At 70.9% G+C, this 26,323-nt stretch carries 21 protein-coding genes; 8 read left to right on the plus strand and 13 right to left on the minus strand.

Annotation, left to right across the window (positions count from 1 at the left end; translation table 11 throughout):
* The first annotated feature begins 17 nt into the window (after positions 1-17).
* From WA675_RS18700 to WA675_RS18710, 3 genes are all read left to right on the plus strand, one after another.
* On the plus strand, positions 18-1,361 hold the full coding sequence (locus WA675_RS18700) for an LLM class flavin-dependent oxidoreductase (protein WP_336085884.1): 1,344 nt from the start codon (positions 18-20) through the stop codon (positions 1,359-1,361).
* Positions 1,358-5,113 (plus strand): ABC transporter ATP-binding protein, encoded by a 3,756-nt coding sequence (locus WA675_RS18705; RefSeq protein WP_336085885.1) that lies wholly within the window; start codon positions 1,358-1,360, stop codon positions 5,111-5,113. Before WA675_RS18700 ends, WA675_RS18705 begins: the two co-directional genes overlap by 4 nt.
* 273 nt (positions 5,114-5,386) lie before the next feature.
* Positions 5,387-6,964 (plus strand): carboxylesterase/lipase family protein, encoded by a 1,578-nt coding sequence (locus WA675_RS18710; RefSeq protein WP_442945660.1) that lies wholly within the window; start codon positions 5,387-5,389, stop codon positions 6,962-6,964.
* A gap of 123 nt (positions 6,965-7,087) precedes the next feature.
* On the opposite strand, the gene WA675_RS18715 is transcribed toward WA675_RS18710, so the two are convergent.
* From WA675_RS18715 to rfbD, 3 genes are read right to left on the minus strand one after another with little or no spacing between them, the layout of a single operon-like run.
* Positions 7,088-8,167 (minus strand): NDP-sugar synthase, encoded by a 1,080-nt coding sequence (locus tag WA675_RS18715; RefSeq protein ID WP_336085887.1) that lies wholly within the window; start codon positions 8,165-8,167, stop codon positions 7,088-7,090.
* Between the two features lie 35 nt (positions 8,168-8,202).
* Entirely contained in the window at positions 8,203-9,108 is a 906-nt protein-coding gene (locus tag WA675_RS18720) for a glycosyltransferase family 2 protein (protein ID WP_336085888.1), read from the minus strand.
* 11 nt (positions 9,109-9,119) lie between these two features.
* On the minus strand, positions 9,120-9,977 hold the full coding sequence (rfbD, locus tag WA675_RS18725) for a dTDP-4-dehydrorhamnose reductase (protein WP_336085889.1): 858 nt from the start codon (positions 9,975-9,977) through the stop codon (positions 9,120-9,122).
* 182 nt (positions 9,978-10,159) lie between these two features.
* Between rfbD and WA675_RS18730 the strand changes: the two genes are divergently transcribed.
* The 3 genes from WA675_RS18730 to WA675_RS18740 all read left to right on the plus strand — a co-directional run bounded on the left by WA675_RS18730 (position 10,160) and on the right by WA675_RS18740 (position 13,848).
* Positions 10,160-11,608 carry an LCP family protein gene (locus WA675_RS18730; RefSeq protein ID WP_336085928.1) on the plus strand — a complete coding sequence of 483 codons (1,449 nt, stop codon included), beginning with the start codon at positions 10,160-10,162 and terminating at the stop codon, positions 11,606-11,608.
* 3 nt (positions 11,609-11,611) lie between these two features.
* Complete coding sequence (locus tag WA675_RS18735) at positions 11,612-12,325, plus strand: TIGR03089 family protein (protein WP_336085890.1); 714 nt, start codon at positions 11,612-11,614, stop codon at positions 12,323-12,325.
* 191 nt (positions 12,326-12,516) lie between these two features.
* Positions 12,517-13,848, plus strand: coding sequence for a cytochrome P450 (locus WA675_RS18740; RefSeq protein ID WP_336085891.1), 1,332 nt, complete (start codon positions 12,517-12,519; stop codon positions 13,846-13,848).
* A 157-nt stretch (positions 13,849-14,005) separates the two neighbouring features.
* On the opposite strand, the gene WA675_RS18745 is transcribed toward WA675_RS18740, so the two are convergent.
* Positions 14,006-14,704 carry a response regulator gene (locus WA675_RS18745; protein WP_278263331.1) on the minus strand — a complete coding sequence of 233 codons (699 nt, stop codon included), beginning with the start codon at positions 14,702-14,704 and terminating at the stop codon, positions 14,006-14,008.
* Positions 14,701-16,254: a sensor histidine kinase gene (locus WA675_RS18750; RefSeq protein ID WP_336085892.1), complete on the minus strand. Its 1,554-nt coding sequence runs from the start codon at positions 16,252-16,254 to the stop codon at positions 14,701-14,703. The genes WA675_RS18745 and WA675_RS18750 overlap by 4 nt, the downstream gene beginning before the upstream one ends.
* Before the next feature lie 124 nt (positions 16,255-16,378).
* On the opposite strand from WA675_RS18750, the gene WA675_RS18755 reads away from it, so the two are divergent.
* Complete coding sequence (locus WA675_RS18755; RefSeq protein ID WP_336085893.1) at positions 16,379-16,954, plus strand: TetR/AcrR family transcriptional regulator; 576 nt, start codon at positions 16,379-16,381, stop codon at positions 16,952-16,954.
* 86 nt (positions 16,955-17,040) lie between these two features.
* Positions 17,041-18,519: a phytoene desaturase family protein gene (locus tag WA675_RS18760; protein WP_336085894.1), complete on the plus strand. Its 1,479-nt coding sequence runs from the start codon at positions 17,041-17,043 to the stop codon at positions 18,517-18,519.
* Here WA675_RS18760 and WA675_RS18765 read toward each other — a convergent pair whose 3' ends face one another.
* The 8 genes from WA675_RS18765 to WA675_RS18800 all read right to left on the minus strand — a co-directional run bounded on the left by WA675_RS18765 (position 18,520) and on the right by WA675_RS18800 (position 25,897).
* The gene (locus WA675_RS18765; protein WP_336085895.1) at positions 18,520-19,458 is read right to left on the minus strand and encodes a cation diffusion facilitator family transporter; all 939 of its coding nucleotides are present in this window, start codon (positions 19,456-19,458) and stop codon (positions 18,520-18,522) included.
* Between the two features lie 118 nt (positions 19,459-19,576).
* On the minus strand, positions 19,577-20,491 hold the full coding sequence (locus WA675_RS18770; RefSeq protein ID WP_336085896.1) for a cation diffusion facilitator family transporter: 915 nt from the start codon (positions 20,489-20,491) through the stop codon (positions 19,577-19,579).
* 81 nt (positions 20,492-20,572) lie between these two features.
* Positions 20,573-21,793 carry a mannose-6-phosphate isomerase, class I gene (gene manA / locus WA675_RS18775; protein ID WP_336085897.1) on the minus strand — a complete coding sequence of 407 codons (1,221 nt, stop codon included), beginning with the start codon at positions 21,791-21,793 and terminating at the stop codon, positions 20,573-20,575.
* Complete coding sequence (locus tag WA675_RS18780; RefSeq protein ID WP_336085898.1) at positions 21,793-23,016, minus strand: tobH protein; 1,224 nt, start codon at positions 23,014-23,016, stop codon at positions 21,793-21,795. The genes manA and WA675_RS18780 overlap by 1 nt, the downstream gene beginning before the upstream one ends.
* 128 nt (positions 23,017-23,144) lie before the next feature.
* Entirely contained in the window at positions 23,145-24,524 is a 1,380-nt protein-coding gene (locus WA675_RS18785; protein ID WP_336085899.1) for a phosphomannomutase/phosphoglucomutase, read from the minus strand.
* A gap of 75 nt (positions 24,525-24,599) precedes the next feature.
* A complete protein-coding gene (locus WA675_RS18790; RefSeq protein WP_336085900.1) occupies positions 24,600-24,977 on the minus strand; it encodes a DUF3499 domain-containing protein in 378 nt (125 codons plus the stop codon).
* A 49-nt stretch (positions 24,978-25,026) separates the two neighbouring features.
* Entirely contained in the window at positions 25,027-25,509 is a 483-nt protein-coding gene (locus WA675_RS18795; protein WP_278263341.1) for a metallopeptidase family protein, read from the minus strand.
* Positions 25,510-25,663: 154 nt separating this feature from the next.
* Positions 25,664-25,897 (minus strand): WhiB family transcriptional regulator, encoded by a 234-nt coding sequence (locus tag WA675_RS18800; RefSeq protein WP_085999665.1) that lies wholly within the window; start codon positions 25,895-25,897, stop codon positions 25,664-25,666.
* Positions 25,898-26,323: the final 426 nt, after the last annotated feature.

Here is a 26,323-nt window from a genome sequence, read left to right on the forward strand (position 1 = left end):
GCCCGAAAGGCACATCCATGTCCAAATATCTGCACCTCAACGCGTTCCTGATGTCGGTCGGTCATCACGAGGCGGCCTGGCGGCTGCCCGAGAGCGACCCGCACGCGCACACCGATATCGACTACTACGTCAAGCTCGCGCAGACCGCCGAGCGCGGCAAACTCGATTCGATCTTCTTCGCCGACAGCCCGGTACTGATGGGTGATCCCGGCCGCAGGCCGAGCGGCAAGCTCGAGCCCACGGTGATCCTGACCGCCGTGGCCGTGCAGACCAGCCGCATCGGTCTCATCGCGACCGCGTCCACCAGCTACAACGACCCCTACAACCTGGCCCGCCGGTTCTCCTCGGTGGACTGGGCCAGCAACGGCCGGGCCGGGTGGAACATCGTCACCACCGCCGGTGGGGACGCCGCGCGCAACTTCGGTCTCGACGACACCCCCGAGCACAAGCTGCGCTACGAGAAGGCCGCCGAGTTCGTCGAGGTCGCCACCAAGCTGTGGGACAGCTGGGACGACGACGCCGTGCTCGCCGACAAGGAACTCGGCATCCACACCGACGCGTCCAAGGTGCGCAAGATCCTGCACCACGGCGAGCACTTCCGCGTCGACGGCCCGCTCAATGTGCCGCGCTCCCCGCAGGGCTATCCGCTGCTGGTGCAGGCGGGTTCGTCGGAGGACGGTAAGGAGTTCGCCGCCCGCTACGCCGAGGCGGTGTTCACCGCGCAGCAGACCCTCGAGGACGCCAAGGCGTTCTACACCGATCTGAAGGCGCGCACCGTCGCCGCGGGTCGCGATCCGGAGACCATCAAGATCCTGCCCGGCATCGTCCCGATCATCGGGGACACCGAGGAGGAGGCCAAAGCGCTCGATGCCGAACTGGCCCGGCTGATCTCGCCGGAATACGCGCGCAAGCAGCTCGCCGAACGGTTCAAACTGCCCATCGACGAGCTCGACCTCGACGCCGAGCTGCCCGAGGACCTGCCCACCGAGGACGATATCGAGGGCGCCAAGAGCCGCTTCACCCTCATCGTGAATCTGGCTCGCCGCGAACGGCTCACCCTGCGCGAGCTCATCGCCCGGCTCGGTGGTGGTCGCGGCCACCGCACCTTCGCGGGCACCGCGGTGCAGGTCGCCGACGCCATCGAGGACTGGTACCGGCAGGGCGCGGCCGACGGGTTCAACATCATGCCCGCCGTACTGCCCTCTGGCCTGGAACGTTTCGTCGACGAGGTGGTCCCGATCCTGCAGGAGCGCGGCCTGTTCCGCACCGAATACACCGAGACCACCCTGCGCGGCCACTACGGCCTCGCCCGGCCCGCCAACCAATTCGACACCGCGGACACGCTCGTGGCCGCCCGATGAGATCGGATTGGATTCGCTACCTGCTCGCGCGCTGTCTCGAGCACCGGCGGCTGGTGATCGTCAGCTACACCGGTGCGCTGGCGGCGGCGCTGCTCACCGCGGCGCTGCCGCTGGTGGTGCGGCACGTGGTCGACACCCTCAGTGCCACCGCCGCGTCGGTGACGCCGTGGGTGGTGGTGCTGCTGGTGCTGGGCGGCGCGCGGTTCGGCGCGTCCTACGCGCGGCGGGTGGCGTCCTCGGAACTCTCGCTCGGGGTGCAGCACGACCTGCGCCGTGACCTGTTCGCGGCGCTGCTGCGCCTGGACGGGCGCGAGCAGGCCCAGCTGCGCACCGGGCAGGTGGTGAGCCGGGCGATCACCGATGTGACGCTGATCCAGATGTTCCTGCAGCTCATCCCGATGATCGCGGGCAATGTGGCGCTGCTGGTTGCGGTGCTGGTGCTGATGACGGTGATGTCACCGGCGCTCACCGTGATCGCGCTGCTGGTGCTGCCGGTGCTGTGGATCGTCACCCGGCGCAGCCAGCGTCAGCTCTTCCCGGCCAACTGGGACGCCCAGGCCCGCGCGGCCGAGGTCGCCATGCGGGTCGAGGCGGCGGTGGCCGGGGTGCGGGTGGTGAAGGGGTTCGGGCAGGAGCGCTACGAACTCGATGAGCTCGGCGCCAGCGCGCGGGTGCTGTATCGCTCGCGGTTGCGGGTTACCCGGATCACCAGCCGGTTCACCCCGCTCGTGCAGGCGATTCCCGCCGCCGGGCAGGCGCTGATCCTGATCGTCGGTGGGCTGCTCGCGCTACGTCAATCCATCACGCTCGGCACGTTTCTCGCCTTCATGACCTATCTGAGCGCCTTCGTGGGTCCGGTGCGGCAGTTCTCCATGCTGCTCACGGTGAGCCAGCAGGGCAAGGCCTCGCTGGACCGGGTACGCGAGGTGATCGAGGCGCCGGACGCCGACGCTGTTCCCGCCGTTGGGGGCACCGACCCGGTGCGCGTCGAAGCCATGACGCAGGGCGTCGCCGGGCCGCCGTCGATCGAATTCGATGCCGTCAGCTTCGGTTTCGACACCACCCCGATTCTCGACCGGCTCGACTTGACGATCGGCTCCGGCGAGACCGTCGCCATCGCGGGCGGGGCGGGCAGCGGGAAGACGATCCTGGTGTCGCTGCTGCCCGCCCTGCTCGAACCCGACGCGGGAGCGGTGCGGTTCGACGGTGTCGACCTGCGCACGCTGGCCGATCCGCGCGCCCAGGTGGCGATGGTCTTCGAGGACACCCACCTGATGGCCGACTCCATCCGAGCCAATGTCGCCTACGGCAGGCCAGCGGCCACCGACGAGCAGGTCTGGCACGCCCTGTATCTGGCCGCCGCCGACGAGTTCGTCACCGCGCTGCCGCACGGTCTGGACACCACCATCGGCGAACGCGGCCAACGCCTCTCCGGCGGCCAACGTCAACGGATCGCGCTGGCCCGCGCGCTGCTCACCGAAGCCCCGATCCTGGTGCTCGACGACGCCACCTCGGCTATCGACGCCCAGGTCGAAGAACTGATCTACCAGCGCGTCGGCGCGGAGCTCACCAAGCGCACGACCATCGTGGTGGCCCACCGGCTCTCGACGCTGGCACTGGCCGACCGGGTGGCCGTGCTCGACGGCGGCCGGGTCGCCGAACTGGGCACGCTGCGCGAACTCCAGCACTCCGGGGAGCTGTTCCGCGCGCTGTTCACCCCGCCGGAAGTGGTGGGCATCGGCGCCGACCCGCAGCGCGACACCGCGCGGGTGGCCACCGAAGAGCTCTGGGTGGCACCGGAAGTCGACGAGAGCGACGACCGCACCATGGAACATCTGGCCAGGGCCTTCGCGCGTCGGTCGGCGGGCGCGCCCGCCGGTCCGGGCGGTGGCGCCGGGGGCGGCATGATGGCGAGCGCGCCGCCCACCGGCGACCTCGTCGCCCTGCTCGATCGCCTGCCGCCGGTCTCGGGCGAACCCGAGGTCGACCGCTCGTTCTCGCACACCCCCGACACCGCCTTCTCGCTGCCGCGCCTGCTGCGCCCGTTCACCTGGCCGCTGCTGGCCGGGCTCGGCCTGGTCGGCCTCGACGCCATCGCCCAGGTGCTGATCCCGTTCCTGGTGCGCTACGGCATCGACCACGGCGTGCTGGCCGGGGCGCGCGATGTGGTGCTCGGCGCGGCGGCGCTGGCCATCGCGGTGGTGGTGATCGACTGGGCGATCAGTGTGGCGCAGGTGCGCGTCACCGGGCGGGCCGGGGAGCGGCTGCTCTACGGGCTGCGGGTGAAGACCTTCGCCCACCTGCAACGCCTCGGTCTGCAGTACTACGAGCGCGAGCTCGGCGGCCGGATCATGACCAGGATGACCACCGATGTGGACGGCCTCTCGGCCTTCCTGCAAACCGGCCTGGCCACCGCGCTGACCAGCACCGTCACCATCGCCGGTGTGGTCGCCGCGCTTCTGGTGATCGATGCCGGGCTGGCCGTGGTGGTGCTCGCGCTGCTGCCGGTGCTCGCGGTGGCGACGGTCGCGTTCCGGCGGGCCTCGGTGCCCGCCTACAACCTGGCCAGGGAGCGGGTCAGCGCGGTCAACGCCTACCTGCAGGAGAATGTCGACAACATCACCGTCACCCAGGCGTTCCGCCGCGAGGCGGTGAACCAGACCGAGTTCGAGCGCCGGTCCTGGGCCTACCGCACGGCCCGGTTGCGCTCGCAGGTGCTGATGGCGGTGTTCTTCCCGTGCATCGAGCTGATGTCGGTGATCGCCACCGCCGCAGTCCTCGCCGTCGGGGTGCACCAGGTGCGCGACGACCTGCTCACCGCGGGCACGCTCATCGCGTTCCTGCTCTACATCGAGCTGCTGTTCGCCCCGATCCAGCAGCTCTCGCAGGTCTTCGACAGCTACCAGCAGGCCGTGGTCGGCGTCGACCGGATCGGTGAGCTGCTGCGTACACCGGTGGACACCCCCGAGGCCGACGACCCGCTGCCGGTGACCCGCCTGGACGGCGCCATCGAGCTGCGCGCAGTGAGCTTCGGCTACGCCGCGCGCGACAAGACCGTGCTCGACGGGCTCGACCTGCGGATCGAACCGGGCCAGAAGGTCGCGCTGGTGGGGGAGACGGGCGCGGGCAAGTCGACGCTGGTCAAGCTGCTGGCGCGGTTCTACGACCCGACCGAGGGCGCGGTGCTGGTCGACGGTGTCGACATCCGGCGGTTCCGGCTGCGCGACTTCCGCAAGCGGCTCGGGGTGGTGCCGCAGGAACCGTTCCTGTTCGGCGACACCGTGCGCGAGGCCATCGCCTACGGACGGCCCGAGGCCGAACCCGCCGAGATCGAATGGGCCGCGCGGGCGGTGGGCGCGCACGAGATGATCGCCGCGCTCGAACACGGCTACTACCAGTCCATCGGGGCGCACGGGCGCAGCCTGTCGGCGGGGCAGCGGCAGCTGCTCGCGCTGGCCAGGGCCCAGCTCGTCGACCCGGACATCCTCATCCTGGACGAGGCGACCGCGTCGCTGGATCTGGCCACCGAGGCCAGGGTGCGCGCTGCCGTCGACGTGTTGACCACGGGCCGCACCACCCTCGTGGTGGCGCACCGGCTGGCCACCGCCGCCGACGCGGACCTGATCGCGGTGGTCGGCTCGGGATCGCTGGTGCAGGTCGGTACGCACGCCGAGCTGCTCGCCGTGGACGGGCCGTACCGGCGGCTGTGGGCGGCCTACGTGGGCGACGAACCACAGCGTATTTCCAGCTAACGGGCGTGGGGACGGCTGCCGTCCGGAGGGGATCCTCCGGACGGCAGCCGATTTTTCGCTGTCCGGCGCGCGGAAAACCGGTGTGACCGTCGGCCCCGTGGATGGATCCGGACATCGTTGGCGTTCCACGGAGTAACTGTTACCTGCGGGAATGGTGCGTTGAGGGCGTGTTCCTGGCGTCCACACGTACGCTCGTAGGAAGTCACCAGGTGCTGTGACCGGCGGAGCTAATCCCCAGGCACCCGTGCGGTCGCGCCGGCTAGGAGGTGTGCGATGAGCATTCAGCCCGAGATCGAGCCCGAGGTGCGGGCACCCGAGGCCGAACCGATGGCACACACCCAGGACGGCACCGTCAGCGGGATCTGGGACGGACCGGTCGCGGTCTGGCGCAGCATCCCCTACGCCGCGCCCCCCGCCGGACCGCACCGTTTCGCGAAGCCGCGCCCGCCCGAGCCGTGGGAGGGGGTGCGCGATTGCGCGGTATTCGGTGAGATCGCCCCGCAGGCCATGGGCTCGATGGTGCCGGTCGACTCGGATCTGCGGATGGGCGAGGACTGCCTGTGGGTCAATGTCTGGTCGCCGCGTCCCGAACCGAGCGACGCCGAACCCCGCCCGGTGATGGTGTGGTTGCACGGCGGCGCCTACTGCCTCGGCACCGCCGCGCAGGCCATCTACGACGGCCGCAAGCTCGCCGAGGCGGGCGAGGTGGTGGTGGTCTCGGTGAACTACCGGCTCGGCGTGCTCGGGTTCCTCGACCTGTCGTCGTTCGGTGCGGAGTTCACCCCGAATCTCGGCCTGCACGATCAGCTGGCCGCGCTGGCCTGGGTCCGCGACAATATCGCCGCCTTCGGGGGCGATCCGGGCAATGTCACCGTCTTCGGGGAGTCCTCCGGCGCGGGCTGTGTGACCGCGCTGCTCACCTCGCCCGCCGCCGCCGGGCTGTTCCACAAGGCGATCGCGCAGAGCCCGCCCGCCACCACCGTCTTCGGGCAGGAACGCGCCGCCGTGGTCGCCCAGCGCTATCTCGAACTGCTCGAACTCGGCCCGGACGATACCGCGCAGCTGCTGGAACTGCCGGTCGAGCGGCTGGTCGAGGTGGGCGCGGTGCTGCTGGACGAGGTGCCCATCCGGGAACCGGGCAGGCTCGCGGCGGCGCCGGTGGTCGACGGCGATCTGCTGCCCGGATATCCGATCGACCGCTTCCAGCAGGGTCGCTCGCACCGGGTGCCGCTGCTGATCGGGACCAATCGGGACGAGGCCTCGCTGTTCCGGGTGCTGCGTTCCCCGATCATGCCGGTGACCCCCGACGCGGTGAACGCCATGCTGCGCGATGTGGCCGCCTCGCATCCGGAGATGTCACCCGAGCGCATCGCCGAGATCACCTCGGCCTACCCGGATCTCGCCAAGACCAGGGGCGCGCTGGCCATGTCGACCGACGCGGCCTTCCGGATGCCCGCGGCCTGGGTGGCCGAGGCGCACGCCCAGCACTCGCCGACCTGGATGTACCGCTTCGACTACGCCACCCCGATGCTCAAGGCGGCCCGCGTCGGCGCCGGACACGCCACCGAATTGCCGTATGTCTTCGGCAATTTCGGCACCCTCAACCACGACCCGACCTTCTGGCTCGGCGGCCGCAAGGTCTCGATCGCGGTCTCGGGTCGCATGCAGCGGCGCTGGCTGGCCTTCGCCGAACACGGTGTCCCGGCCGCCCTCGACGGCTCCAAGCACTGGCCGTACTACCGCCCCGCCGCCCGCACGACGCTGCTGATCGACACCATCGACCGCGTCGTCGACAACCCCGACGCCTACCTGCACTCGGCCTGGGGTGACCAGGCGGTCGGCTTCAGCTAGCCGCTCAGAACAGCAGGCCGAACAGCCACTCGAGCGCGCTGCCGAGAATCCGCCAACCGCGGCGGCGCGGCTTTCCGACGCGAGACGGCTTCTTGGTCAGGTCGACAGCGGACACGCTCGCGTTCAGACGTCGGTCGAGAACCGGATGCCGCCGTCGGGGATCTCCACGCCCGGCCACACGCGGGCGCCGCGCAGGAGCTCGCAGCGGGCGCCGACCTGGGCGCCGTCACCGATGACGCCGTCGCGCACCAGGGCGCGCGGACCGATCCGGGCGCCGAAGCCGACGATGGAGCGTTCCACGGTCGCGCCCGCTTCCACGATCGCGCCGTCGAAGATGACCGCGCCGTCCAGCCGGGCACCGGCGCCGATCTCGGCACCCCGGCCGACCACGGTGCCGCCGATCAGCAGCGCGCCCGGCGCGACACCCGCGCCGGGATGCACCAGCGACTCGCCCCGCTGACCCGGCAGTGCGGGCGAGGGCGCGATGCCACGGACCAGGTCGGCCGAGCCGCGCACGAAGTCCTCGGGGGTGCCCATGTCCCGCCAGTAGGAGGCGTCGACGTGGCCCTGCACCCGGGCACCCTCGGCCAGCAGCGCGGGGAAGACCTCGCGCTCCACCGACACCGGGCGACCGGACGGGATCTTCTCGATGTACTCGCGGCGGAACACGTAGCAGCCCGCGTTGATCTGGTCGGTCGGCGGATCCTGGGTCTTCTCCAGGAACGCGGTGACCCGGCCGTCGGCGTCGGTCGGCACGCAGCCGAAGGCGCGCGGGTCGCTGACCCGGACCAGATGCAGGGTGACATCGGCGTTGGACTTCTCGTGGGTGTCGAGGATCGCACCCAGATCGGTGCCGCCGAGCACATCACCGTTGAAGACCATCACATTGTCCGCGCGCAGCTTGGGCAGCACATTGCGGATGCCGCCACCGGTCCCGAGCGGCTCGGTCTCGGTGACGTACTCGATCTCGAGCCCGAGCTCGGCGCCGTCGCCGAAGTGCTCCTCGAAGACCTCGGCCTTGAACGAGGTGCCCAGCACCACGTGGGTGATCCCGGCCTCGGCGATGCGGGCCAGCAGGTGGGTCAGGAAGGGCAGCCCGGCCGTCGGCAGCATCGGCTTGGGCGCCGAGAGGGTGAGCGGACGCAGCCGCGTGCCCTGTCCGCCGACGAGGATGACCGCGTCGGTGCCTGAGTTGCCTGCCATCGAGTTTCCCCTGTTCACAGTGAACGGCGTCTCACTCAGACGCCGGTGCGCGCTTTCTCGCGCAGCGCCGATCGAACCGCAATCCTGGAGCGAACCGCAAGTCCGGCGCGCAACGCGCTCCGCAACGGGGCCTGCCACCAGTGCGGATGCCGGTCGGCCTGGAAGCGGTAGGCGCTGGCGTGATGCGCCGGGAGCATGATCTCCGGGTGCTTGCCCGCGGCGTGGCCCTTGGCGTGGGTCACCTCGGCGTCCGGGACGAACACATTGTGCCAGCCCGCCTTGCCCATGCGGTCGCCGAAGTCCACGTCCTCCATGTACATGAAGTAACGCGAGTCGAAGCCGTCGATGGTGTCGAAGGCGGCCCGGCGCACCAGCAGGCACGAGCCCGACAGCCAGCCCACGATCCGCTCGGAGATCTGCTCGTTCTCCTGGCGATAGCGCACCGACCAGGGGTTCTTCGGCCAGATGGTGCCCAGCACGGCGTGCCCGGCGCCGTCGGCCAGGCCGGGGACCCGGCGCGCGGAGGGGTAGACGCTGCCGTCCGGCTCGCGCACCATCGGCCCGATTGCACCCGCCCGCGGCCAGCGTTTGGCGGCCGCGAGCATGGTGTCGATGGAATCCACGCCCCAGCGGATGTCGGGGTTGGCCAGGATCACGAACTCGATCGACGGATCGATCTCGGCCACGGCCCGGTTGATGGCACCGCCGTAGCCGATATTGCCGCCGGTGCGCAGCAGCCGCACGTGTGCGTTGGCCTCGGCGACCAGCTCGGGGACACCGTCGGTGGACCCGTTGTCGGCCAGGATCACCTGCGGCTTCTCGCTGGTGGCACCGGCCAGGGTGGTGATGAAATGCTCGAGGTGCTCGCCCGGTGAATAGGTCACCGTGACGACCGCGAGGCTCGCGGGGGCTGGAGAATCGGCTGCGTCGGCTGCGTTCACGACTGCGGAGCCTAGTCGGACAAGCCGCGCAGTGTGGCGGTGAGTGCGCGACGCCAGGACCGCAGCGGGGTGAGCCCGGCCGCGTTCCAGGCGGCGGGGGACAGCACCGAATAGGGCGGGCGCGGTGCGGGTCTGGGGAAGGCGCCGGAGTCGCACGGCAGCACCCGGGCGGGGTCGGCGCCGAGCTCGGTGAACACGGCGACGGCCAGGTCGAACCAGGTGGCGGCCCCGGAATTGGTGGCGTGCAGCACACGCGGGGCATCCGGGCGGGTGCTCAGTTCCAGCAGCGCGGCGGCCAGATCGGCGGCGCTGGTGGGCGAGCCCAGCTGGTCGTCGACGACGCTGACGGTCTCGCGTTCGCGCTCGAGCCTGCGCATCGTGGCGACGAAATCCCCCTCGACACCGCCGTACACCCAGGCCGTGCGCACCACCTGCGCAGCGGGATGCCGCGCCAGCACGGCCTGCTCGCCCGCCAGTTTGGAGGCGCCGTAGACGGTGGCGGGGCCGGTCGGATCGCCGGGTTCGTAGGGTGTGTGCGCGGTCCCGGGAAAGACGTAATCGGTGGAGACGTGCACGAGCCGGGCGCCCGCGTCGGCGCAGGCAGCGGCCAGGACGGCCGGTCCGGTGGCATTGGCGGCGAAGGCGGCCTCGCGGTCGGTCTCGGCGGCGTCGACGGCGGTGTAGGCCGCGCAGTTGAGCACCACCGCGCCCGGGGTGAGCACGGCGTCCACGGCGGCCCGGTCGGTGATGTCGAGCTCGGCGCGGCCGAAGCCCGCGGCCGCGGGTGCCAGGCGCAGGATCTCTCGCCCCAGCAGGCCGCGCGCGCCGGTTACGATCAGGCGAGCGGGGTCGGGGAAATCGGCGTTCACGCGGCAAGTCTGGCACGCCGGGGCACCTGCGGTTGGGCCCGACTGTGGTAACTGTTGGTTAGCCTGTGATGGCTGCCAGGTGACGGGGTATTCCGGGGGACAGGTGCGGTGCCGGGCGCGGAGTTCGTCGAGAGGATGCGCGAGTGCGAGAGTCGACACGACCACCAGCGGTGAGCACCCCGATGGGCGCGGTGGGTCCCGCGAAACTCATGGTGGCGATCTCGGCTGTGCTGGTGCTGGCGCTCACCGGATTCGCTTGGCGCAGTGTCGACAACCTCATCGCCAATATCGACCGGATCGGCGGGCTCGGCCTGGGCGGCGGCCGCGACGGCGCGGTCGACATCCTGCTCGTCGGCGTGGACAGCCGCACCGACGCGCACGGCAACCCGCTCACCACCGCGGAGCGCGCCATGCTGCACGCTGGTGACGAGGTGGGCACCAATACCGACACCATCGTGCTGGTCCGGGTGCCCAACGACGGCCGCTCGGCCACCGCCATCTCGATCCCGCGCGACTCCTACGTCGACGTGCCCGGCCAGGGCAAGGCCAAGATCAACTCCGCCTACGGCGCCACCAAGGAGACCGAACGCGCGAAACTGCTGGCGAAGGGCAGTTCCGAGAGCGAGGCGGAGAAGGAGTCGACCAAGGCGGGCAGGCAGGCGCTGATCAAGTCGGTGGCCAACCTCACCGGCATCACCGTCGACCACTACGCCGAGGTCAGCCTGCTGGGCTTCGTGCTGCTCACCGATGCCGTGGGCGGGGTCGAGGTGTGCCTGAACGAGGCGGTGGACGAACCCATGTCGGGCGCGGACTTCCCCGCCGGGCAGCAGCGCCTGGACGGGCAGCAGGCGCTGAGCTTCGTGCGCCAGCGGCACGGGCTACAGCGCGGTGACATCGATCGCATCGTGCGTCAGCAGGTGTTCATGGCCCAGCTGGTCGGGCAGCTGCTCAATGCCAGGGTGCTGGCCAATCCGGGCAAGCTCGGCGAGCTCAGCGAGGCGGTCGGGCGCACGGTGGTGCTCGACGAGGACTGGGACGTGCTGGCCTTCCTGCAGCAGCTCAAGGATCTCTCCGGTGGCAAGGTGGAATTCGAGACCATCCCGGTGGCCGATCTCAACAGCATGACCACGGCGGGCGAGTCGGTGGTGCGGGTGGACCCGAAGACCGTGCAGGCCTACGTCAGCGGGCTGGTCGGCGAGGAGCCGGAGAGGGTTGAGAACACCCCGAAGATCGACCCGTCGACGGTGACGGTCAGCGTCTACAACGCCGGTGGCGCCACCGGTCTGGCGGGCAAGGTGTCGACCGCGCTGATCGGCAAGGGTTTCGGTGAGGGCACGGTGGGTAACTACACCGGTGGCAGCGTGAGCTCGAGCCGAGTGCTCGCCGCCGACTCCGCCGATCCGAAGGCCGCCGCGGTGGCCGAGGCGCTCGGTGGTCTCACCGTCGTCGCGGATTCGTCGCTGTCGGCGGATACGGTGAGCGTTGTCCTGGCGAGCGACTACTCTGGTCCCGGCTCGAGCGCGGCGGGCATGTTCGACTTCGACTCCACGTCCTCCTCGGCGACCGCGACGCCGGTACCGCCCGCCCCGCCGATCGACGCTGGCCAGAACGGACCGAAATGTGTGAACTGATCCATGCGTGAGCCGAATTCGACGCTGACCGATACGCTCCTCGACCCGATCCTCGAACGCGACCCCGCGGGCCCGCGCGTCACCTGGTACGACGACGCGACCGGCGCCCGGATCGAGCTGTCCGGCCTGACGCTGGCCAACTGGGCGGCCAAGACCGCCAATCTGATCCGCGACGAGTTCGCGCTCAGTCCCGGCGCCCGGGTCGCGGTGCCGCTGCCCGCGCACTGGCAGACCGCCGCGGTGCTGCTGGGCTGCTGGTGGGCGGGCACCGAGGTGGTCCTCACCCCCGATCCCGACGCCGACCTCGCGCTGGTCACCCCCGACCGGCTCGACGACGTCGACGGGGTGGGCGAGGTGGCGGTGCTGTCGCTGGACGCCATGGGCACACCGGTGCGCGATCTGCCGCCGGGCGTCACCGATTTCGCGACCGCGGTGCGCGTGCACGGAGATCAGTTCCGCCCCGGCGGTTTCCGCGCGGCGCTCGATGGGCTCTCCGTCGGCGAGGTGCTCGACGCGGCCCGCAGATCCGCCCAGTTGCAGGGCATCTCGGCCGGGGACCGGGTGTTGTCGAGCTCGCCGTGGGAGACCGTGGACGAGCTGATCGACGGGTACATCGCGGTGCTGTACGCGGGGGCGTCGCTGGTGCAGGTGGTCAATCCCGACCCCGCCGCGGTGGCCCATCGCGTCGCGACCGAACGTGTCACGGTGCGGCGCTGACCCGCCCGGCCGCGCGGAGTCCCGACCGGTGCCCGCCACGCACCGGTTTCCCGGCCCGTCCGCGCACTGTGCGTATGTCGCCGTCTCCTACCCGGGTATAGGTCGGGCTCCTTCCGCGGGACGTGTCGCGTGTCACAGGGTGTCGGTACCGTGAATGGCACGTTCGGACATGACGGCACAAAGGGGTGGCGATGATTCCTCGGTACTGGTGGCGATGGTCGGCCGAGCACGGGGCGCCCCGGGCCATCCTGGGCTGGCGCCGGTGGCGCGCGGACCCCTTCGCCCTGCTGCTCAGCGGGCAGCAGGGCCTGCACGATCCCTACCCGCTGATCGACGAGCTGCGCGCCCAGGGCGGTGGCCTGCGCCGGACGCCGCTGGCGTACGTCACCTTCGAGCACGCCCAGGTGCGAGCCATCCTGCGCGACAACCGCTTCGGCGTGCGCCCGGCCATCACCCAGGACGTCCCGGCGCCGTGGCGCAAGCTCGCCGACGGGGTGGCGGTGCCGCCGAATCCGGTCGAGCCGCCGTCCATGCTGGTGCTGGACCCGCCCGAGCACACCCGGATGCGCAAGCCGGTGGCCTCGGCGTTCACCCCGCGTGCCATCGCCCGGCTGCGCGATCGGGTGGAGGTGGTCACCGCCGAACTGCTCGACGCCATGCCCGCGCACGGTTCGGTCGACCTGATCACCGATTTCGCGGCCCGGGTGCCCATCGCGATCATCGCCGAGATGCTCGGTTTCCCGGCCGCCGACCGTGAGCTGTTCCTGCGCTGGGGCGACCGGGTCACCCCGCTGCTCGATATCGGCACCTCGTGGCGCACCTACCGCGCCGCGCTGGCGGCCATCGAGTCCATGGACGACTATCTGGCCGCCCACATCGCCAAGCTGCGGGAGAACCCGGGCGAGGACATCCTGTCCACCCTGGTCACCTCCGGTGACCTGAGCCTGCGCGAGCTCCAGGCCAGCGCGAGCCTGCTCATGGGTGCCGGGTTCGAGACCACGGTCAACCTCATCGGCAATGCCATCGCGGCCCTGTCGGCCCACCCCGACCAGCTCGCCCTGGCCCAGGCCGACCCTGACCGCTGGGGTGCCGTGGTGGAGGAGACGCTGCGGTTCGATCCGCCCGTGCAGACCACCGCCCGGCAGACGCTCGAGGATGTCGAGATCGACGGTGTGCGGATCCGCGCCGACAGCACCGTCATCGTGTCGCTGGCGGGCGCCAACCGCGACCCGGCGGTCTTCGCCGACCCGCACCGCTTCGACATCACCCGCCCCAATGCCAAGGACCACGTGTCCTTCAGCAGCGGCATCCACTCCTGCCTCGGCGCCAGCCTGGCCCGCATGGAAGCCGTCCACGCCCTGCGCGCCCTCTACGAGCGCTACCCGGACCTGCGCCTGCGCGGCGAGCCCACCCGCCGAAACCTGTTCACCCTGCACGGCTACGAACACATGCCGGTCGACCTGGGCCCCATCGCCCGCACCACCGCCCCCGACGACTTAGCGGGCGCCGCCCGCCGGGGGTGAGGCCAGATTCGACGGTCCGCCCGGCGAGCTGCCTTGCGCGCCACGGGCTTACGCCCGCGCCCGCGCCCGTGTGCGCTGGCGGGTCGTGAGCCTGGCCGGCCGCCCCGCACGCGGATGCCAGGGCTTGATTCGACGATTCGCCCGGCGCGTCGGAGCCTTACGCGCCCGCGCGCCAGCGGTAGCGGGTCTTGGGGCGGCCCGCACGGCCGTAATCCGCGCGGCGCTCGGCCAATCCGTCATCGGCCAGCTTCTCCAGATAGCGCCAGGCGGTGATCCGGGAGACGCCGACGACGGCCGCCGCGTCCGTGGCGGTGATGCCGGACTCGGCCGAGCGGACGGCCCGCGACACCTCCTCGAGGGTGTGCTGGACGACGCCCTTGGGCGCGCCCGCGCGCTGGTCGGCGGTGCGCAGGGCGCCGAGCGCGCGGTCGATGTCGTACTGCGACAGGGCCGCCTCGCCCGCGGGCAGGGCGGTGTCGAAATCGCGGTAGCGTTCCAGCTTCTCGCGGAAGGCGGCGAAGGTGAACGGCTTGAGCAGGTACAGCACCACGCCGTGGGCCACCGCGTTGCGCACCATGGTCAGCTCGCGCGCGGAGGTGATCGCGATGACGTCCGGGCGTGGTTCCAGCGCGTTGAGCGCCGCGGCCACCTCGAGGCCGCTGATATCGGGCAGCCCGATATCCATGAGCACCAGGTGGAACGGCTTGTCCGCGTCGATGGCCTCGGCCGCCAGCGCCAGCGCGTCGCGGCCGGTGTGCGCGACCCCGCCGGTGACGAAACCGTCGAGCCGTTCGAGATAGGCCCGGTGGGCCTGCGCGATCAACGGCTCGTCCTCGACGATCAGGACGCGGATCATGGCTTCTCCCTCAACGGAATACGAACGATGACCGCGCTGTGTGGTGCGGCCGTGGTGGTGATGGCACCGCCGTGCCGATCGACGAGGCGGTGCACCAGCGCCAGGCCCAGCCCGGCGTGGTCGGATTTCGTGGTGTAGCCGCGTTCGGCGGCCCGCACGAACATCTGCGCGGACATTCCCGGTCCGCTGTCGGCGACCCGGACCACCAGGTCCCCGTCGCGGTGATGCACCGACACCTCCACCCGCTTGTCCACGGTGCCCGCGGCGGCGTCGATGGCATTGTCGATCAGATTGCCCACCAGGGTGACGGTCTCCTGGGCGGAGAGCGGGTCGGTGGAGTCCAGCGCGGTGTCCTCGGTGATGGCCAGGCCCACCCCGCGTTCGGCGGCCTGGTCGACCTTGCCGAGCAGCAGCGCGGCCAGCGCCGCGTCACCGACCGCGGCCAGCAGCCGGTCGATGAGCACCTGCGAGAGCTTCAGTTCGGCGGTGGCGAAGGCGACGGCCTCCTCGGGGCGGCCCAGCTCCACCATGGTGACCACGGTGTGCAGCCGGTTGGCCGCCTCGTGCGCCTGCGCGCGCAGCGATTCGGCGAAGCCGCGCACCGAGTCGAGCTCGCCGAGCACCGCGCGCAGTTCGGTCTGGTCGCGGATGGTGAGGACCGTGCCGATGGCCTTGCCCTCCCAGGTGACCACGTCCTGGTTCACCAGCAGTACCCGGTCGGTGGTCACGTGCGTCTCGTCGCGCACCACCCCCCAGCGCATCTGCTGCAGCGAGACCGGCAGGTCGCCGCGGTGCACCGGGCCGTCGGGCAGGTCGAGCAGGGTGCGGGCCTGGTCGTTGACCACCTCGGCGGGCCCGGAGTCCGCGCCGAACACCACCAATCCCTCGTGGACCGAATGCAGCACCGCGTCGTGGTGCTCGTAGAGCGCGCGCAGCTCCTCCGGGGCCAGGCCGTGGGTCTGGCGGCGCAGCCTGCGGCTGAGCAGGAACGAGGAGAACGCGGCCAGCGCCAGCCCCGCCGCGGAGACCCCGAGGATGACCGGCACCTGCGAGGTCACCTGGGTGCCGATCTTGGCCCGGGTCACCCCCGCCGAGACCAGCGCCACCACCTTGCCGTTGTCCAGCACCGGGGTGACCGCGCGGATCGAGGGGCCCAGCGTGCCGGTGAAGGTCTCGGTGAAGGTCTGCCCGGCCAGCGCCTTGTCGATATTGCCGACGAACGGCCTGCCGATCATCTCCGGGGTGGTGTGGGTGAAGCGGGTGCGGTCCGGGGCCATCACCACGATGAAGTCCATGCCGGTGTCGACCCGGATGCGCTCGGTGGTCGGTTGCAGCAGCCCGCTCGGGTAGGGCGAGTTCACCGCCGCCAGCGTGGAGGGGGAGCGCGCCACCGTCACCGCCACGTCGCGGACCTGCAGCGTGGTCGCCACATCGTGGTCGTGGCGCGCGTCGAGCACCGCCAGCACGGTTCCCGTGCCGATCATCAGTGCCAGCACCACCAGCTGCCAGACGAAGGCCTGCCCAGCGAGCGACAGCCGTCCTCGTCGCATCGTGCGTCCGACCTCGTTCCTCGATGTTCCAGAACCGCGACCCTACCGACTGGTTGTGTTGCGCGGCGACCTTCGCCCCGATAACGAGGTCAGCGACACCGCTAGCCTTGCTAGAATTTCGAGCATGAGTACGCAGACGCGCAAGGAACGCGACCGCGCCGGGCGGCGGCAGGCCATCGTCGACGCGGCCAGGGAGCTGTCGGCGGCCGACGGGTGGGAGGCGGTGACGATCCGCAAGCTCGCCGAGCGCATCGAGTACAGCCAGCCGGTGCTCTACAGCCACTTCGCAGGCAAGGCCGCCATCGTCGGCGCCGTGGCGCTGGAGGGCTGCGTCGAACTCACCGTGGTGCTGCGCCGCGCCCACGACGCCGCGCGCACCCCGCGCGAGGTGATCGACAAGATCGCCCGCGCCTACCTCGACTTCGCCGACGCCGATCCCGCCCGCTACGAAGCCATGTTCGTGCTCGACACCGACCTGACCTTCGGCCTGGACGCCCCCCAGCCGCTACGCGACGCCTTCGCCGCCTTGGAGGCGATGTTCCGCGGCACCGCCGAGGGCGACGAGCTCGGCGCCCGCACCGAAGCCGCCTGGGCCGCCCTGCACGGCCTGGTCACCCTCGACCGCAGCGGCCGATTGCGCCCCGAACTCCGCGAGCGCCGCATCGAACTGCTCGTCGATATGTGGAGCTCGCTGAGCTGAGGCCCGTGACCACCACCTCATCGGCGTGCCTGCCGGGCCCCGCGTACGTTGGAGACCAAGAGATCCGTCGAGCTGGGAGGACATCGATGGCGGAGGTCGTAGTGGTCGGCTCCGGCCCGAACGGCCTGGCGGCCGCGGTGATCGCGGCCAGGGCCGGGCTGTCGGTGCGGGTGCTGGAGGCCCAGGAGCAGGCCGGTGGCGGGTCGCGCACCGCCGAGCTCACCCTGCCCGGCTTCCACCACGACGTCTGCGCGGGCGCGCACCCGATGGCCCTGGCGTCGCCGTTCTTCCGCGCCTTCGACCTGGCCGCGCACGGTGTGGAACTGCTCGCGCCCACCGTCTCCTACGCGCATCCGCTCGACGGTGGCATCGCCGGACTGGCCTGGCGCAACCTGGAATCCACCGTCGCCGACCTCGGCCGCGACGGCCCCGCCTGGCGCGCGCTGTTCGCCCCCCTGGTCGAGCGCTGGCCCGACGTGGTCGAGCTGGCCATGTCGGACCTGCGTCATCCGCCGACCCGCATCCCCACCGCCGTCCGCTTCGGTCTGCGCCTGCTCGAACAGGGATCTCCGCTGTGGAACAAGCGTTTTCACGACGAGGTCGCGCCCGCGCTGCTCACCGGTGTCGCCACCCACGCCATCACCGTGCCGCGCGCGCTGCCCGCGGTCGGCGCGGCGCTGCTGCTGGGCACCCTCGCCCACGCGGGCGGCTGGGTGATCCCGCGCGGCGGCAGCCAGGCCATCCCGAACGCGCTGATCGCGGAACTGGAACGCCTCGGCGGCGAGGTGGTGACCGGGCACCGGGTCGATGATTTCGCCGAACTCGCCACGGCCCGCGCCGTCCTGTTCGACACCTCGCCCGCCGAATTCCTGCGGATCACCGGCGACCGCGTGCCCGAGCGCTACCGCCACCGCCTGAGCCGCTTCCGCTACGGCGGCGCCGCCTGCAAGGTCGACTTCGCGCTGTCGGGCCCGGTGCCCTGGGCCGCGCCCGGCGCCGACCTGGCGGGCACCCTGCACCTGGTCGGCACCCGCGCGGAGGCGATGCGGGCCGAACAGCAGGTCGCCGCGGGACGATTCGCCGACCGACCGTACGTGCTGGCCATCCAGCCCGGCGTGGTCGACGCGACCAGGGCTCCCGCCGGGCAGCACACCTTCTACACCTACGCCCACGTGCCCAACGGCTCCGACCGCGATATCAGCGAGACCGTCATCGCCCAGGTCGAACGCTTCGCCCCCGGCTTCCGCGACCTGATCCTGGCCACCCACGTGCGCCCCGCCGCCTTCATGCCCGCCCACAATGCCAACTATGTCGGCGGCGACATCTCCGCGGGCGCGATGACCCTGCGCCAGACCGCCTTTCGCCCGCTGGCCCGCTGGAACCCCTATTCCACCCCGATCCCCGGCACCTACCTGTGCTCGTCCTCGACCCCACCCGGCCCCGGCGTCCATGGCATGAGCGGCTTGCATGCGGCCGGGCACGTCCTGCGCACGCGTTTCGGCATCGTCACCGACCCGCTCGACTTGCTGCGCGGCGCGACTCCCTCGTATCACCGCGCCCGCTGATCACAACCGATCGGGACGGCTACCCGGCCGGATCATGTCCGGTTCGAGATAGACCGTTCCGGTGTTCGGCGCCGCCTCGTGGATCCGCTCGTCGGCGGCATCGATGGCGGCGCCCACCTCCGCGATATCGAGCCCCGGCCGCATGGCGATCTTCGCGTTGACCAGCACATCGCTGGGCCCGAGGTACTGGGTCTGCATCCGGATGACCCGCACGATCCGCGGATCGGCCAGCAGCGCGGCCCGGATCGCGCTGTCCTCCTTGGCTGTCACGCCCTCGCCGATGAGCAGGCTCTTGGTCTCGATGATGAGCACGATGGCATTGGTGCCCAGCAGCAGGCCGATGAACAGTGTGCCCACCCCGTCCCACACCGCGTTGCCGGTGAGCATGGTCAGCCCGACCCCGGCCAGCGCGAACACCAGACCCACCAGCGCGCCCGCGTCCTCGAGCAGCACCACCGGCAGTTCCGGATTACGGGTATCGCGGATGAAATGCCACCACGAGTGCTTGCCCTTGAGCGGGGCCGACTGCCTGCGCGCGGTCCGGAAACTGGCCGCCTCCAGCACCATCGACACCAGCAGGATCACGATCGCCACCGTGGGCGAGTCCAGTTCCTCGGGGAACCGGATCTTGTGGATCGCCTCGTTCACCGCGAACAGGCAGCCCATCGTGAACAGCACCAGCGCCACCACGAACGAATAGAAGTACCGGTTGCGCGAGTACCCGAACGGGTGCAGCGAGTCGGCCGGTTGATCGGCCCGCTTGCGCCCGAGCAGCAGCAGCGCCTCGTTGCCGGTATCGGCCACCGAGTGCACCGCCTCGGCCAGCATCGACGACGACCCCGTGATGAACGCGCCGATGAACTTCGCGATCATGATCCCGGTGTTCGCCCCCAGCGCCGCGAGGATCGCGATCGCGCTGTCTTCGCCCTGCGCCGCCATACCCGGCGACGCTACCCGCCGATCCGTACGGCCCCGTCGACTTCACCCCCGGTGTCGACCACGGGTTTTCGGCCGCGAGGCCCAAGGGGCCGAGAACCCCGCGGCGAAGCCGCAGATATCACAGCGTGCGGTACAGGTCGGGTTCCAGGTAGATCAGTCGCGCGGTCGGCACCGCCGTACGCACCCGCATCTCCGCCGCGTCGATCGCCTCGGCGACCCCGGCGATATCGAGCCCCGGCGCGATGGCCACCTTGGCCGCGACCAGCATCTCCTCCGGACCCAGGTACTCCGACTTCAGGTGGATCACCGAGGTGATCAGCGTGCCGTCGACCAGGTTCTCGCGAATCGCGCGGTCCTCGTCGGGCGTGGCACCCTCACCGATGAGCAGGCTCTTCATCTCCACGATCAGCACGACCGCGATGAGGCCGAGCAGCACACCGATGCACAGCGTGCCGATACCGTCGTAGATCGGGTCGTCGGTGACCACGGTCAGCCCGACGGCGGCGAAGGCGATGATCAGACCGATCAACGCGCCGGTGTCCTCGAGCAGCACCACCGGCAGTTCGGGGCTGCGCGAGTTGCGGATGAACCGCCACCAGCTCGCTGACCCCTTGAGCGGCTTGGACTCCCGCACGGCGGTGAGGAAACTGAAGGTCTCCAGGCCGATCGCGATGCCGAGGATGACGATCGCCACGATCGGCTGACTCAGTTCCTCGGGATGCTGGATCTTGTGGATGCCCTCGTAGATCGCGTACACCGAGCCGAGGGTGAACAGCACCAGGGCCACCACGAAGGAATAGAAGTACCGGTTGCGCCCGTAGCCGAACTGGTGCAGTTCGTCGGCGTCCTTGGCGGCCGCGCGCTGGCCGAACAGCAGCAGACCCTGATTGGCCGTATCGGCCACCGAGTGCACCGCCTCGGCCATCATCGACGCCGATCCGGTGATCGCCGCGCCGACGAACTTCGATACCGCGATCCCCGCGTTGGCCGTCAACGCGGCGATAATCGCCTTCTTGCCACCACCAGCCGACATCTGCGCCCGCCCTTCCGCTCCGCTGAACACGTTCGTGCCCGCAACAGCCTAGGCGCCGCGCGCCGATGCGCGCGCCGCGGCTCAGTGGCCGGTGCCCACGCAGGCGTTGAACAGCTGGGCGGGCCCGCGCACCGCCCGCGCGCGGATATCGCTGTCGGCGGCGGAGATCCACGCGGCGTGGCCCCGTTCGACGGTGAGCACCCGCCCGTTCTGGTAGAGCTCGACGGTGCCCGCCGTGCACAGCACGATGCCCGGTCCGGCGTCGGCGAGTACCACCGGTGCGCCGTCGGCGGGCAGATCGAAGCGGCACAGCGCGAATTCCGGTGCGGGCGTGCGATAGCGGGCTCCGCCGTCGGCGCCCGGTTCCGGTTCGATCACCGGCAGGTCGATCGGCTCGAAGTCCAGCACGCGCAACAGTTCCGGCACGTCCACGTGCTTGGGCGTGAGCCCGCCGCGCAGCACATTGTCGGAGTTGGCCATGATCTCCACGCCGACCCCGCGCAGGTAGGCGTGCAGGTTGCCCGCGTCCAGGAACAGGCCCTGGCCGGGTTCGAGGGTGAGCCGGTTGAGCAGCAGCGCGGCCAGCACGCCCGCGTCGCCGGGGTAGACCTCGGCCAGTTCCAGCGCCGTGCGCACCTCGGCGGCGAAGGCACGCGGGCCGGGCCCGGACAGGTAGCGCACGCAGCCTTCGAGCACCGCGGGCAGCAGCGTCGACAGCGCGGCGGGCGGCAGCGTGATCCAGGTGGTGAACAGCGTGCGCAGCCCGGCCGAATCGGGCTGGGCGGCAAGCAGTTCGGCGTACACGTTCAGACCGGGCACGTCGAGGGCGCGCAGCAGCTCGACGGTGCGATGCGGATCGCGGAACCCGGCCAGCGCCTCGAACCGGTCCAGCGCCACCACCAGCTCGGGCTTGTGGCTGTCGTCGCGGTAGTTGCGCATGGGCGAGTCCAGCGGCACGCCGGTGCGGTTCTCCCGGTCGAAGCCAGCCTTGGCCTGCGCGGAACTGGGGTGCGCCTGCAGCGACAGCGGTTCCTCGGCGGCCAGGATCTTCAGCAGGAACGGCAGCCGGGTGCCGAAGGTGTCGGCGACCGGGCCGAGTTCCCGGATCGGGTCGGCGGCGACCACGTCGAGCAGCGAGTGCTTGCCGTCGACGGTCGTGATGTGGGCGGGGTCGGCCGGGTGGGCACCGAACCAGAGTTCGGCCTCGGGATGGGCCGAGGGCACCGGGCGGCCGCACAGCTGAGCGAGCGCGGTGCGCGATCCCCAAGCGTAAGAACGCAGCGCACCAACGAGTTCCTGCACTAGTAGCGTCCCCCGTCGTGGAATCGGTCCGGGTCGGTCGCGGTCGCGCCGCGGGCCTCCAGGAGTCGGAGATAAGCCGCCGCCATGTCCAGGCGCAGGGCCAGCACAGCCAGCTGCTCGAGCTCGCTGCCGTGCCCGCCGCCCGCCGCGGAGGTGGCCGCGGCGCTCTCCTGGGCCGGGGCGACGCCGGGCTCGGCGAGCTGGGATTGCAGCACGTCGACATCGGCGTGCACCAGATCGGCGTCCACCAGGCCGCCGCCCGCCCCGTCGAAGACCGCCAGCTTGCGGCGCGCGGCCGCCTGGTCGGGGTGCACGCTCAGCGCCAGGACCCGCACCCGGTCGACCGGGGCCGGACCGTCGAGTTCCTCGTCGTGGAACAGCGGATCGAAACCCGGTGCCGTGCTGCCAGCGGCCTCGGTGAGCCTGCCGATCGAGGCGACCGCGTCGGCCAGATCGGCGGCCGCGGCCAGCTTGCCCGCCGACTGCAACAGCACCTCGGCGCCGTGCCCGGCCAGTGCGACCGCGGCGGGGGAGTCACCGGCCAGCACCACGCCGACCCCGTGCATGCGCGCGGCCAGCGTCTTGGCCGGATTGTGGAATACCTCGTTGTGTGGGCCGTCGCGCAGCGCCTCGGCGTCGAGCATGTCGGCCAGCGCGGTGAGTTCGGGGGTGACGGGCACGCTGCGCTGGGCGTCGACCGCGCGCAGCACCGCGATGCCGACGGCGACGAACCGCAGCAGCCGGTTGTGGTCGAGGACGGGCACGCGCGGCTCGAGCACGATGGCGCGGCCCGCGGCGACCGCGCGCAGCGGTCCCTCGTTGGGCGCGGCGATCACCACCTCGGCGCTGCGGCGCAGCGCGCGGTCCACGGCGTCGATCAGGCGCGGGTCGCCCGCGTCGTCGCCCGCGACGAGGACCACGTCGAGCGGGCCCACCCACGGCGGCAGCGCGGTGACCGAGACGATCGGCAGCCCGGCCCGGTCACCCAGGGTGGCCACCAGCAGGCCCGCGGCCCGTGCGGCCCGTCCCGATCCGGTGACCAGCACCAGGCTGCGCGGGCGCAGATCGGCCAGGCGTTCGGTGAGCGCGGTCTCGGCGACCGCGGCCGCCGTCGCCCGCACCTGGGCGCCGCCCGAGGCCGCCGAGCGCAGGGCACCGCCGGTGTCGGCCGCCTCCAGCGATGCGGCATCGTCGAGGTCGAATACCGGTGTTCCAGCGATCATCGCCGAGTCCACCTCCCCTCATCGCACCGTGTCGTCTGTAATTCCACTATTCCAGTCAGGCGCGGACGATGGTGAGATTCCCGGGACCGACCATGCGATTCCACCTGCACTGGTTTCATTTTCCCGCATCAAGCGCGGACGATGCCCAGGATCTCGGTCACGATGGCGTTTACTTCGGCCTGCGATCCGGCCTCGACATTGAGCCGCAGCAGCGGTTCGGTATTGGACGCGCGCAGGTTGAACCAGGCGTGCTCGCCCAGGTCCACGGTGACGCCGTCGAGCCGGTCCACCGAGGTGGTGCGGTCGGCGAAGGCGGCCAGCACGGCCTCGGTGCGCTCGGCGGCGTCGGCGACGGTGGAGTTGATCTCGCCGGAAGCGGCGTACACATCGTAGGCGGCCATCAGCTCGGAGACCGGACGCTGACCCTCGCCGAGCGCGGCCAGCACGTGCAGCGCGGCCAGCATGCCCGAGTCGGCACCCCAGAAGTCCCGGAAGTAGTAGTGCGCGGAGTGCTCGCCGCCGAAGACCGCGCCGGTGGCCGCCATCTCCTGCTTGATGAACGAGTGCCCGACGCGGGTGCGCACCGGCTTGCCGCCCAGCTCCTCGACCAGCTCGGGCACCGCGCGCGAGGTGATCAGATTGTGGATGACGGTGGCACCCGGCTCCTTGGCCAGCTCGCGCTGCGCGACCAGCGCGGTGATCGCCGAGGGCGAGACCGGCTCGCCGCGCTCGTCGACGACGAAGCAGCGGTCGGCGTCGCCGTCGAAGGCCAGGCCGATGTCGGCGCCGCTGCGGCGCACCAGCGCCTGCAGGTCGACCAGGTTCTTCGGATCGAGGGGGTTGGCCTCGTGGTTGGGGAACGAGCCGTCGAGCTCGAAGTACAGCGGCACGATGGTGACCGGGCCCAGGGTGCCCAGCACGGCGGGCACGGTGTGGCCGCCCATGCCGTTGCCCGCGTCGACCGCGATGGTCAGCGGACGGATGTCGTCGAGGTTCACCAGCTCGCGCAGGAAGCTCGCGTAGTCGGCCAGCAGGTCGGTGCTGGTGGCGGTGCCGGGGGCGCCGTCGTAGGCGGGCACGCCCGCGACGATCTCGGCGGAGATGGTGGCCAGGCCGGTGTCCTGCCCGACCGGCAGCGCGTTGGCCCGGCACAGCTTGATGCCGTTGTAGCGGGCCGGGTTGTGGCTGGCGGTGAACATCGCGCCGGGGCAGCCGAGCTTGCCGGAGGCGAAGTAGAGCTGGTCGGTCGAGGCCAGACCGATGTGCACCACATCCAGGCCCTGGGCCCGCACGCCGTCGGCGAAGGCCCGTGACAGCTCGGGTGACGACTCGCGCATGTCGTGACCGATCACGATCCGGGTGGCGCCTTCGGCACGCATGAGCCGGGCGAACGAGGCGCCCACATCGCCGACGAATCCCGCGTCGATCTGTTCGCCCACCACCCCGCGGACGTCATAAGCCTTGATCACGGCGTTCACGAGTTCGCCAGAGCGCGCGACAGTCGTCATGACACCTACCCTAAACGGCGCGGTGACCTGATAGTGACCAGGCACCCACCCGAGCGCATTTCGCGCGAGCCCGGCCTACGGATCGGGCAGGACGCGCAGGTGCCCGCGGCGGCCCGTGCGGCCGGTGCGCGGGGGCGCCGACTCGGCGTAGCCCGGCTGGTCCGGGTCGGCGGGGCGGCGGCGCAGCCCCGCCTCGCGCACGGCCTCGGCCAGGGCGGTGAGATCGTCGTCGTCGGGGGAGCTCGACGAGAATCCGCCTTCGTGGCGCACCAGTTCCCAGCCCTTGGGGGCGGTGATGCGGCAGGCGTGGGTTTCGCACAGATCCCAGGAATGCGGTTCGGCGACGGTGGCCAGCGGTCCGACGACGGCGGTCGAGTCGGAGTACACATACGTCAGCGTCGCTACGGCCGGGTTCTTGCAGCCGGGTCGGCAGCAACGACGCAAGGGAATCACGATGTCGAGGTTAACCCTCCGGCTCGCAAAAGGGGATACGGACACGCCCTTATTCGGGCTCCGGATCGATCAGATCGGGGTCCACGCCGAGGTAGGTGGCGATCTGCTGGACAAGCACCTCGCGCAGCAATTCCACCAGATCGTCGGGATCGGCGGCCCGCAATTCGAGCGGTTTGCGGAACAGCACCACCCGCGCCCGGGTGGCGGCGCCGTGCCGGTCGACACCGGCGGGAATCAGCCGGGAGAGCGGGACCGGGCCGTCGGCGACCACCTCGTCCGGCCAGGTGACCGAATCCGGATGCAGCGGACGGATTTTCGGCACGTCGTCGACGGCGATGTCGAGCTTGGTGAGCCGGTCGTGCCAGCGGGTGTCCAGCGGTGCGAAGGCCTCGAGCACCAGCCGGTCGAACTTCTGCCCCCTGGTGCGCCAGGCGGGCACCGTCGGCGGGAGCATGGGGCCTCGGACTCCGCGGCCCCGACGGGTCACCGATCGTGCGGTGGGCGCCGGGAAATGACGCCGGGAGCGTGCCATCGTCTTCTCCGCCTCTCTCGCGTGTACATCGGTGGTACCCGCGCGGCGCCGGAAGACCTGCGACGCGACTGCTGGGCGTTCGCCCGGAGACACCGACGTACTGCGCCTGCGTGTGCTCCGGGCCAGGCCTCAGAGTCTACTTTCGAACTATTCGCTAACCGATTCCGCGCTTCAGCCTGCGGCGCTCTCGTTCCGAGAGACCACCCCAGATGCCGAAGCGTTCGTCGTGCGCCAGTGCGTATTCCAGGCACTGGTCACGTACTTCACAGCCCATGCAGATGCGCTTGGCCTCACGCGTCGAGCCGCCCTTCTCGGGGAAGAACGCCTCGGGATCGGTCTGGGCGCACAGCGCGCGTTCCTGCCACTGCTCTTCGATGGATTCGAACATCTCGTCGAAGCCCGTCACGACCAGACTCAGCCGGGGCGCCGCGACTTCGGTGACCACGTCCGGTTCCTGCCAGCTCACCTCGGCGCAGACAGCATGAGCTGCGCCTGCTGTGGAATCGGTCGGCGAGACCATATCTTCGGTCATCGTTCCGCCTCCTCACTATGTGTTAGCGCAGAATGATTCTTTCCGTCGGACCAACACGAACCCCGACGGCCCAACACCGCGACGTCGTCTCGCGGGCATCCCCGAACCTGTCCTCCGGCGAGCCAACACCCTCTCGCAAACGCCCCCGCGCTATGCCTCTCGCGGTGACCGGAATGACATGTCTGTGATTAGACACGCCGCACTTGCGCGTGGTCAACCCGCCGTCACCCTTCCGTTACACTCCGGACCCGCCTTTCGTGTTGATCTTGTTATGTGCTGTGG

It is taken from the genome of Nocardia sp. SSK8, from assembly GCF_037034205.1.
Taxonomy (GTDB): domain Bacteria; phylum Actinomycetota; class Actinomycetes; order Mycobacteriales; family Mycobacteriaceae; genus Nocardia.

Coding starts and splice junctions, on each gene's coding strand:
- WA675_RS18700 (WP_336085884.1), top strand. CDS start 18: ATGTCCAAATATCTGCACCTCAACGCGTTCCTGATGTCGGTCGGTCAT.
- WA675_RS18705 (WP_336085885.1), top strand. CDS start 1,358: ATGAGATCGGATTGGATTCGCTACCTGCTCGCGCGCTGTCTCGAGCAC.
- WA675_RS18710 (WP_442945660.1), top strand. CDS start 5,387: ATGAGCATTCAGCCCGAGATCGAGCCCGAGGTGCGGGCACCCGAGGCC.
- WA675_RS18715 (WP_336085887.1), bottom strand. CDS start 8,167: ATGGCAGGCAACTCAGGCACCGACGCGGTCATCCTCGTCGGCGGACAG.
- WA675_RS18730 (WP_336085928.1), top strand. CDS start 10,160: ATGGGCGCGGTGGGTCCCGCGAAACTCATGGTGGCGATCTCGGCTGTG.
- WA675_RS18735 (WP_336085890.1), top strand. CDS start 11,612: ATGCGTGAGCCGAATTCGACGCTGACCGATACGCTCCTCGACCCGATC.
- WA675_RS18740 (WP_336085891.1), top strand. CDS start 12,517: ATGATTCCTCGGTACTGGTGGCGATGGTCGGCCGAGCACGGGGCGCCC.
- WA675_RS18745 (WP_278263331.1), bottom strand. CDS start 14,704: ATGATCCGCGTCCTGATCGTCGAGGACGAGCCGTTGATCGCGCAGGCC.
- WA675_RS18750 (WP_336085892.1), bottom strand. CDS start 16,254: ATGCGACGAGGACGGCTGTCGCTCGCTGGGCAGGCCTTCGTCTGGCAG.
- WA675_RS18755 (WP_336085893.1), top strand. CDS start 16,379: ATGAGTACGCAGACGCGCAAGGAACGCGACCGCGCCGGGCGGCGGCAG.
- WA675_RS18760 (WP_336085894.1), top strand. CDS start 17,041: ATGGCGGAGGTCGTAGTGGTCGGCTCCGGCCCGAACGGCCTGGCGGCC.
- WA675_RS18765 (WP_336085895.1), bottom strand. CDS start 19,458: ATGGCGGCGCAGGGCGAAGACAGCGCGATCGCGATCCTCGCGGCGCTG.
- WA675_RS18770 (WP_336085896.1), bottom strand. CDS start 20,491: ATGTCGGCTGGTGGTGGCAAGAAGGCGATTATCGCCGCGTTGACGGCC.
- WA675_RS18780 (WP_336085898.1), bottom strand. CDS start 23,016: ATGATCGCTGGAACACCGGTATTCGACCTCGACGATGCCGCATCGCTG.
- WA675_RS18785 (WP_336085899.1), bottom strand. CDS start 24,524: ATGACGACTGTCGCGCGCTCTGGCGAACTCGTGAACGCCGTGATCAAG.
- WA675_RS18795 (WP_278263341.1), bottom strand. CDS start 25,509: ATGGCACGCTCCCGGCGTCATTTCCCGGCGCCCACCGCACGATCGGTG.
- WA675_RS18800 (WP_085999665.1), bottom strand. CDS start 25,897: ATGTTCGAATCCATCGAAGAGCAGTGGCAGGAACGCGCGCTGTGCGCC.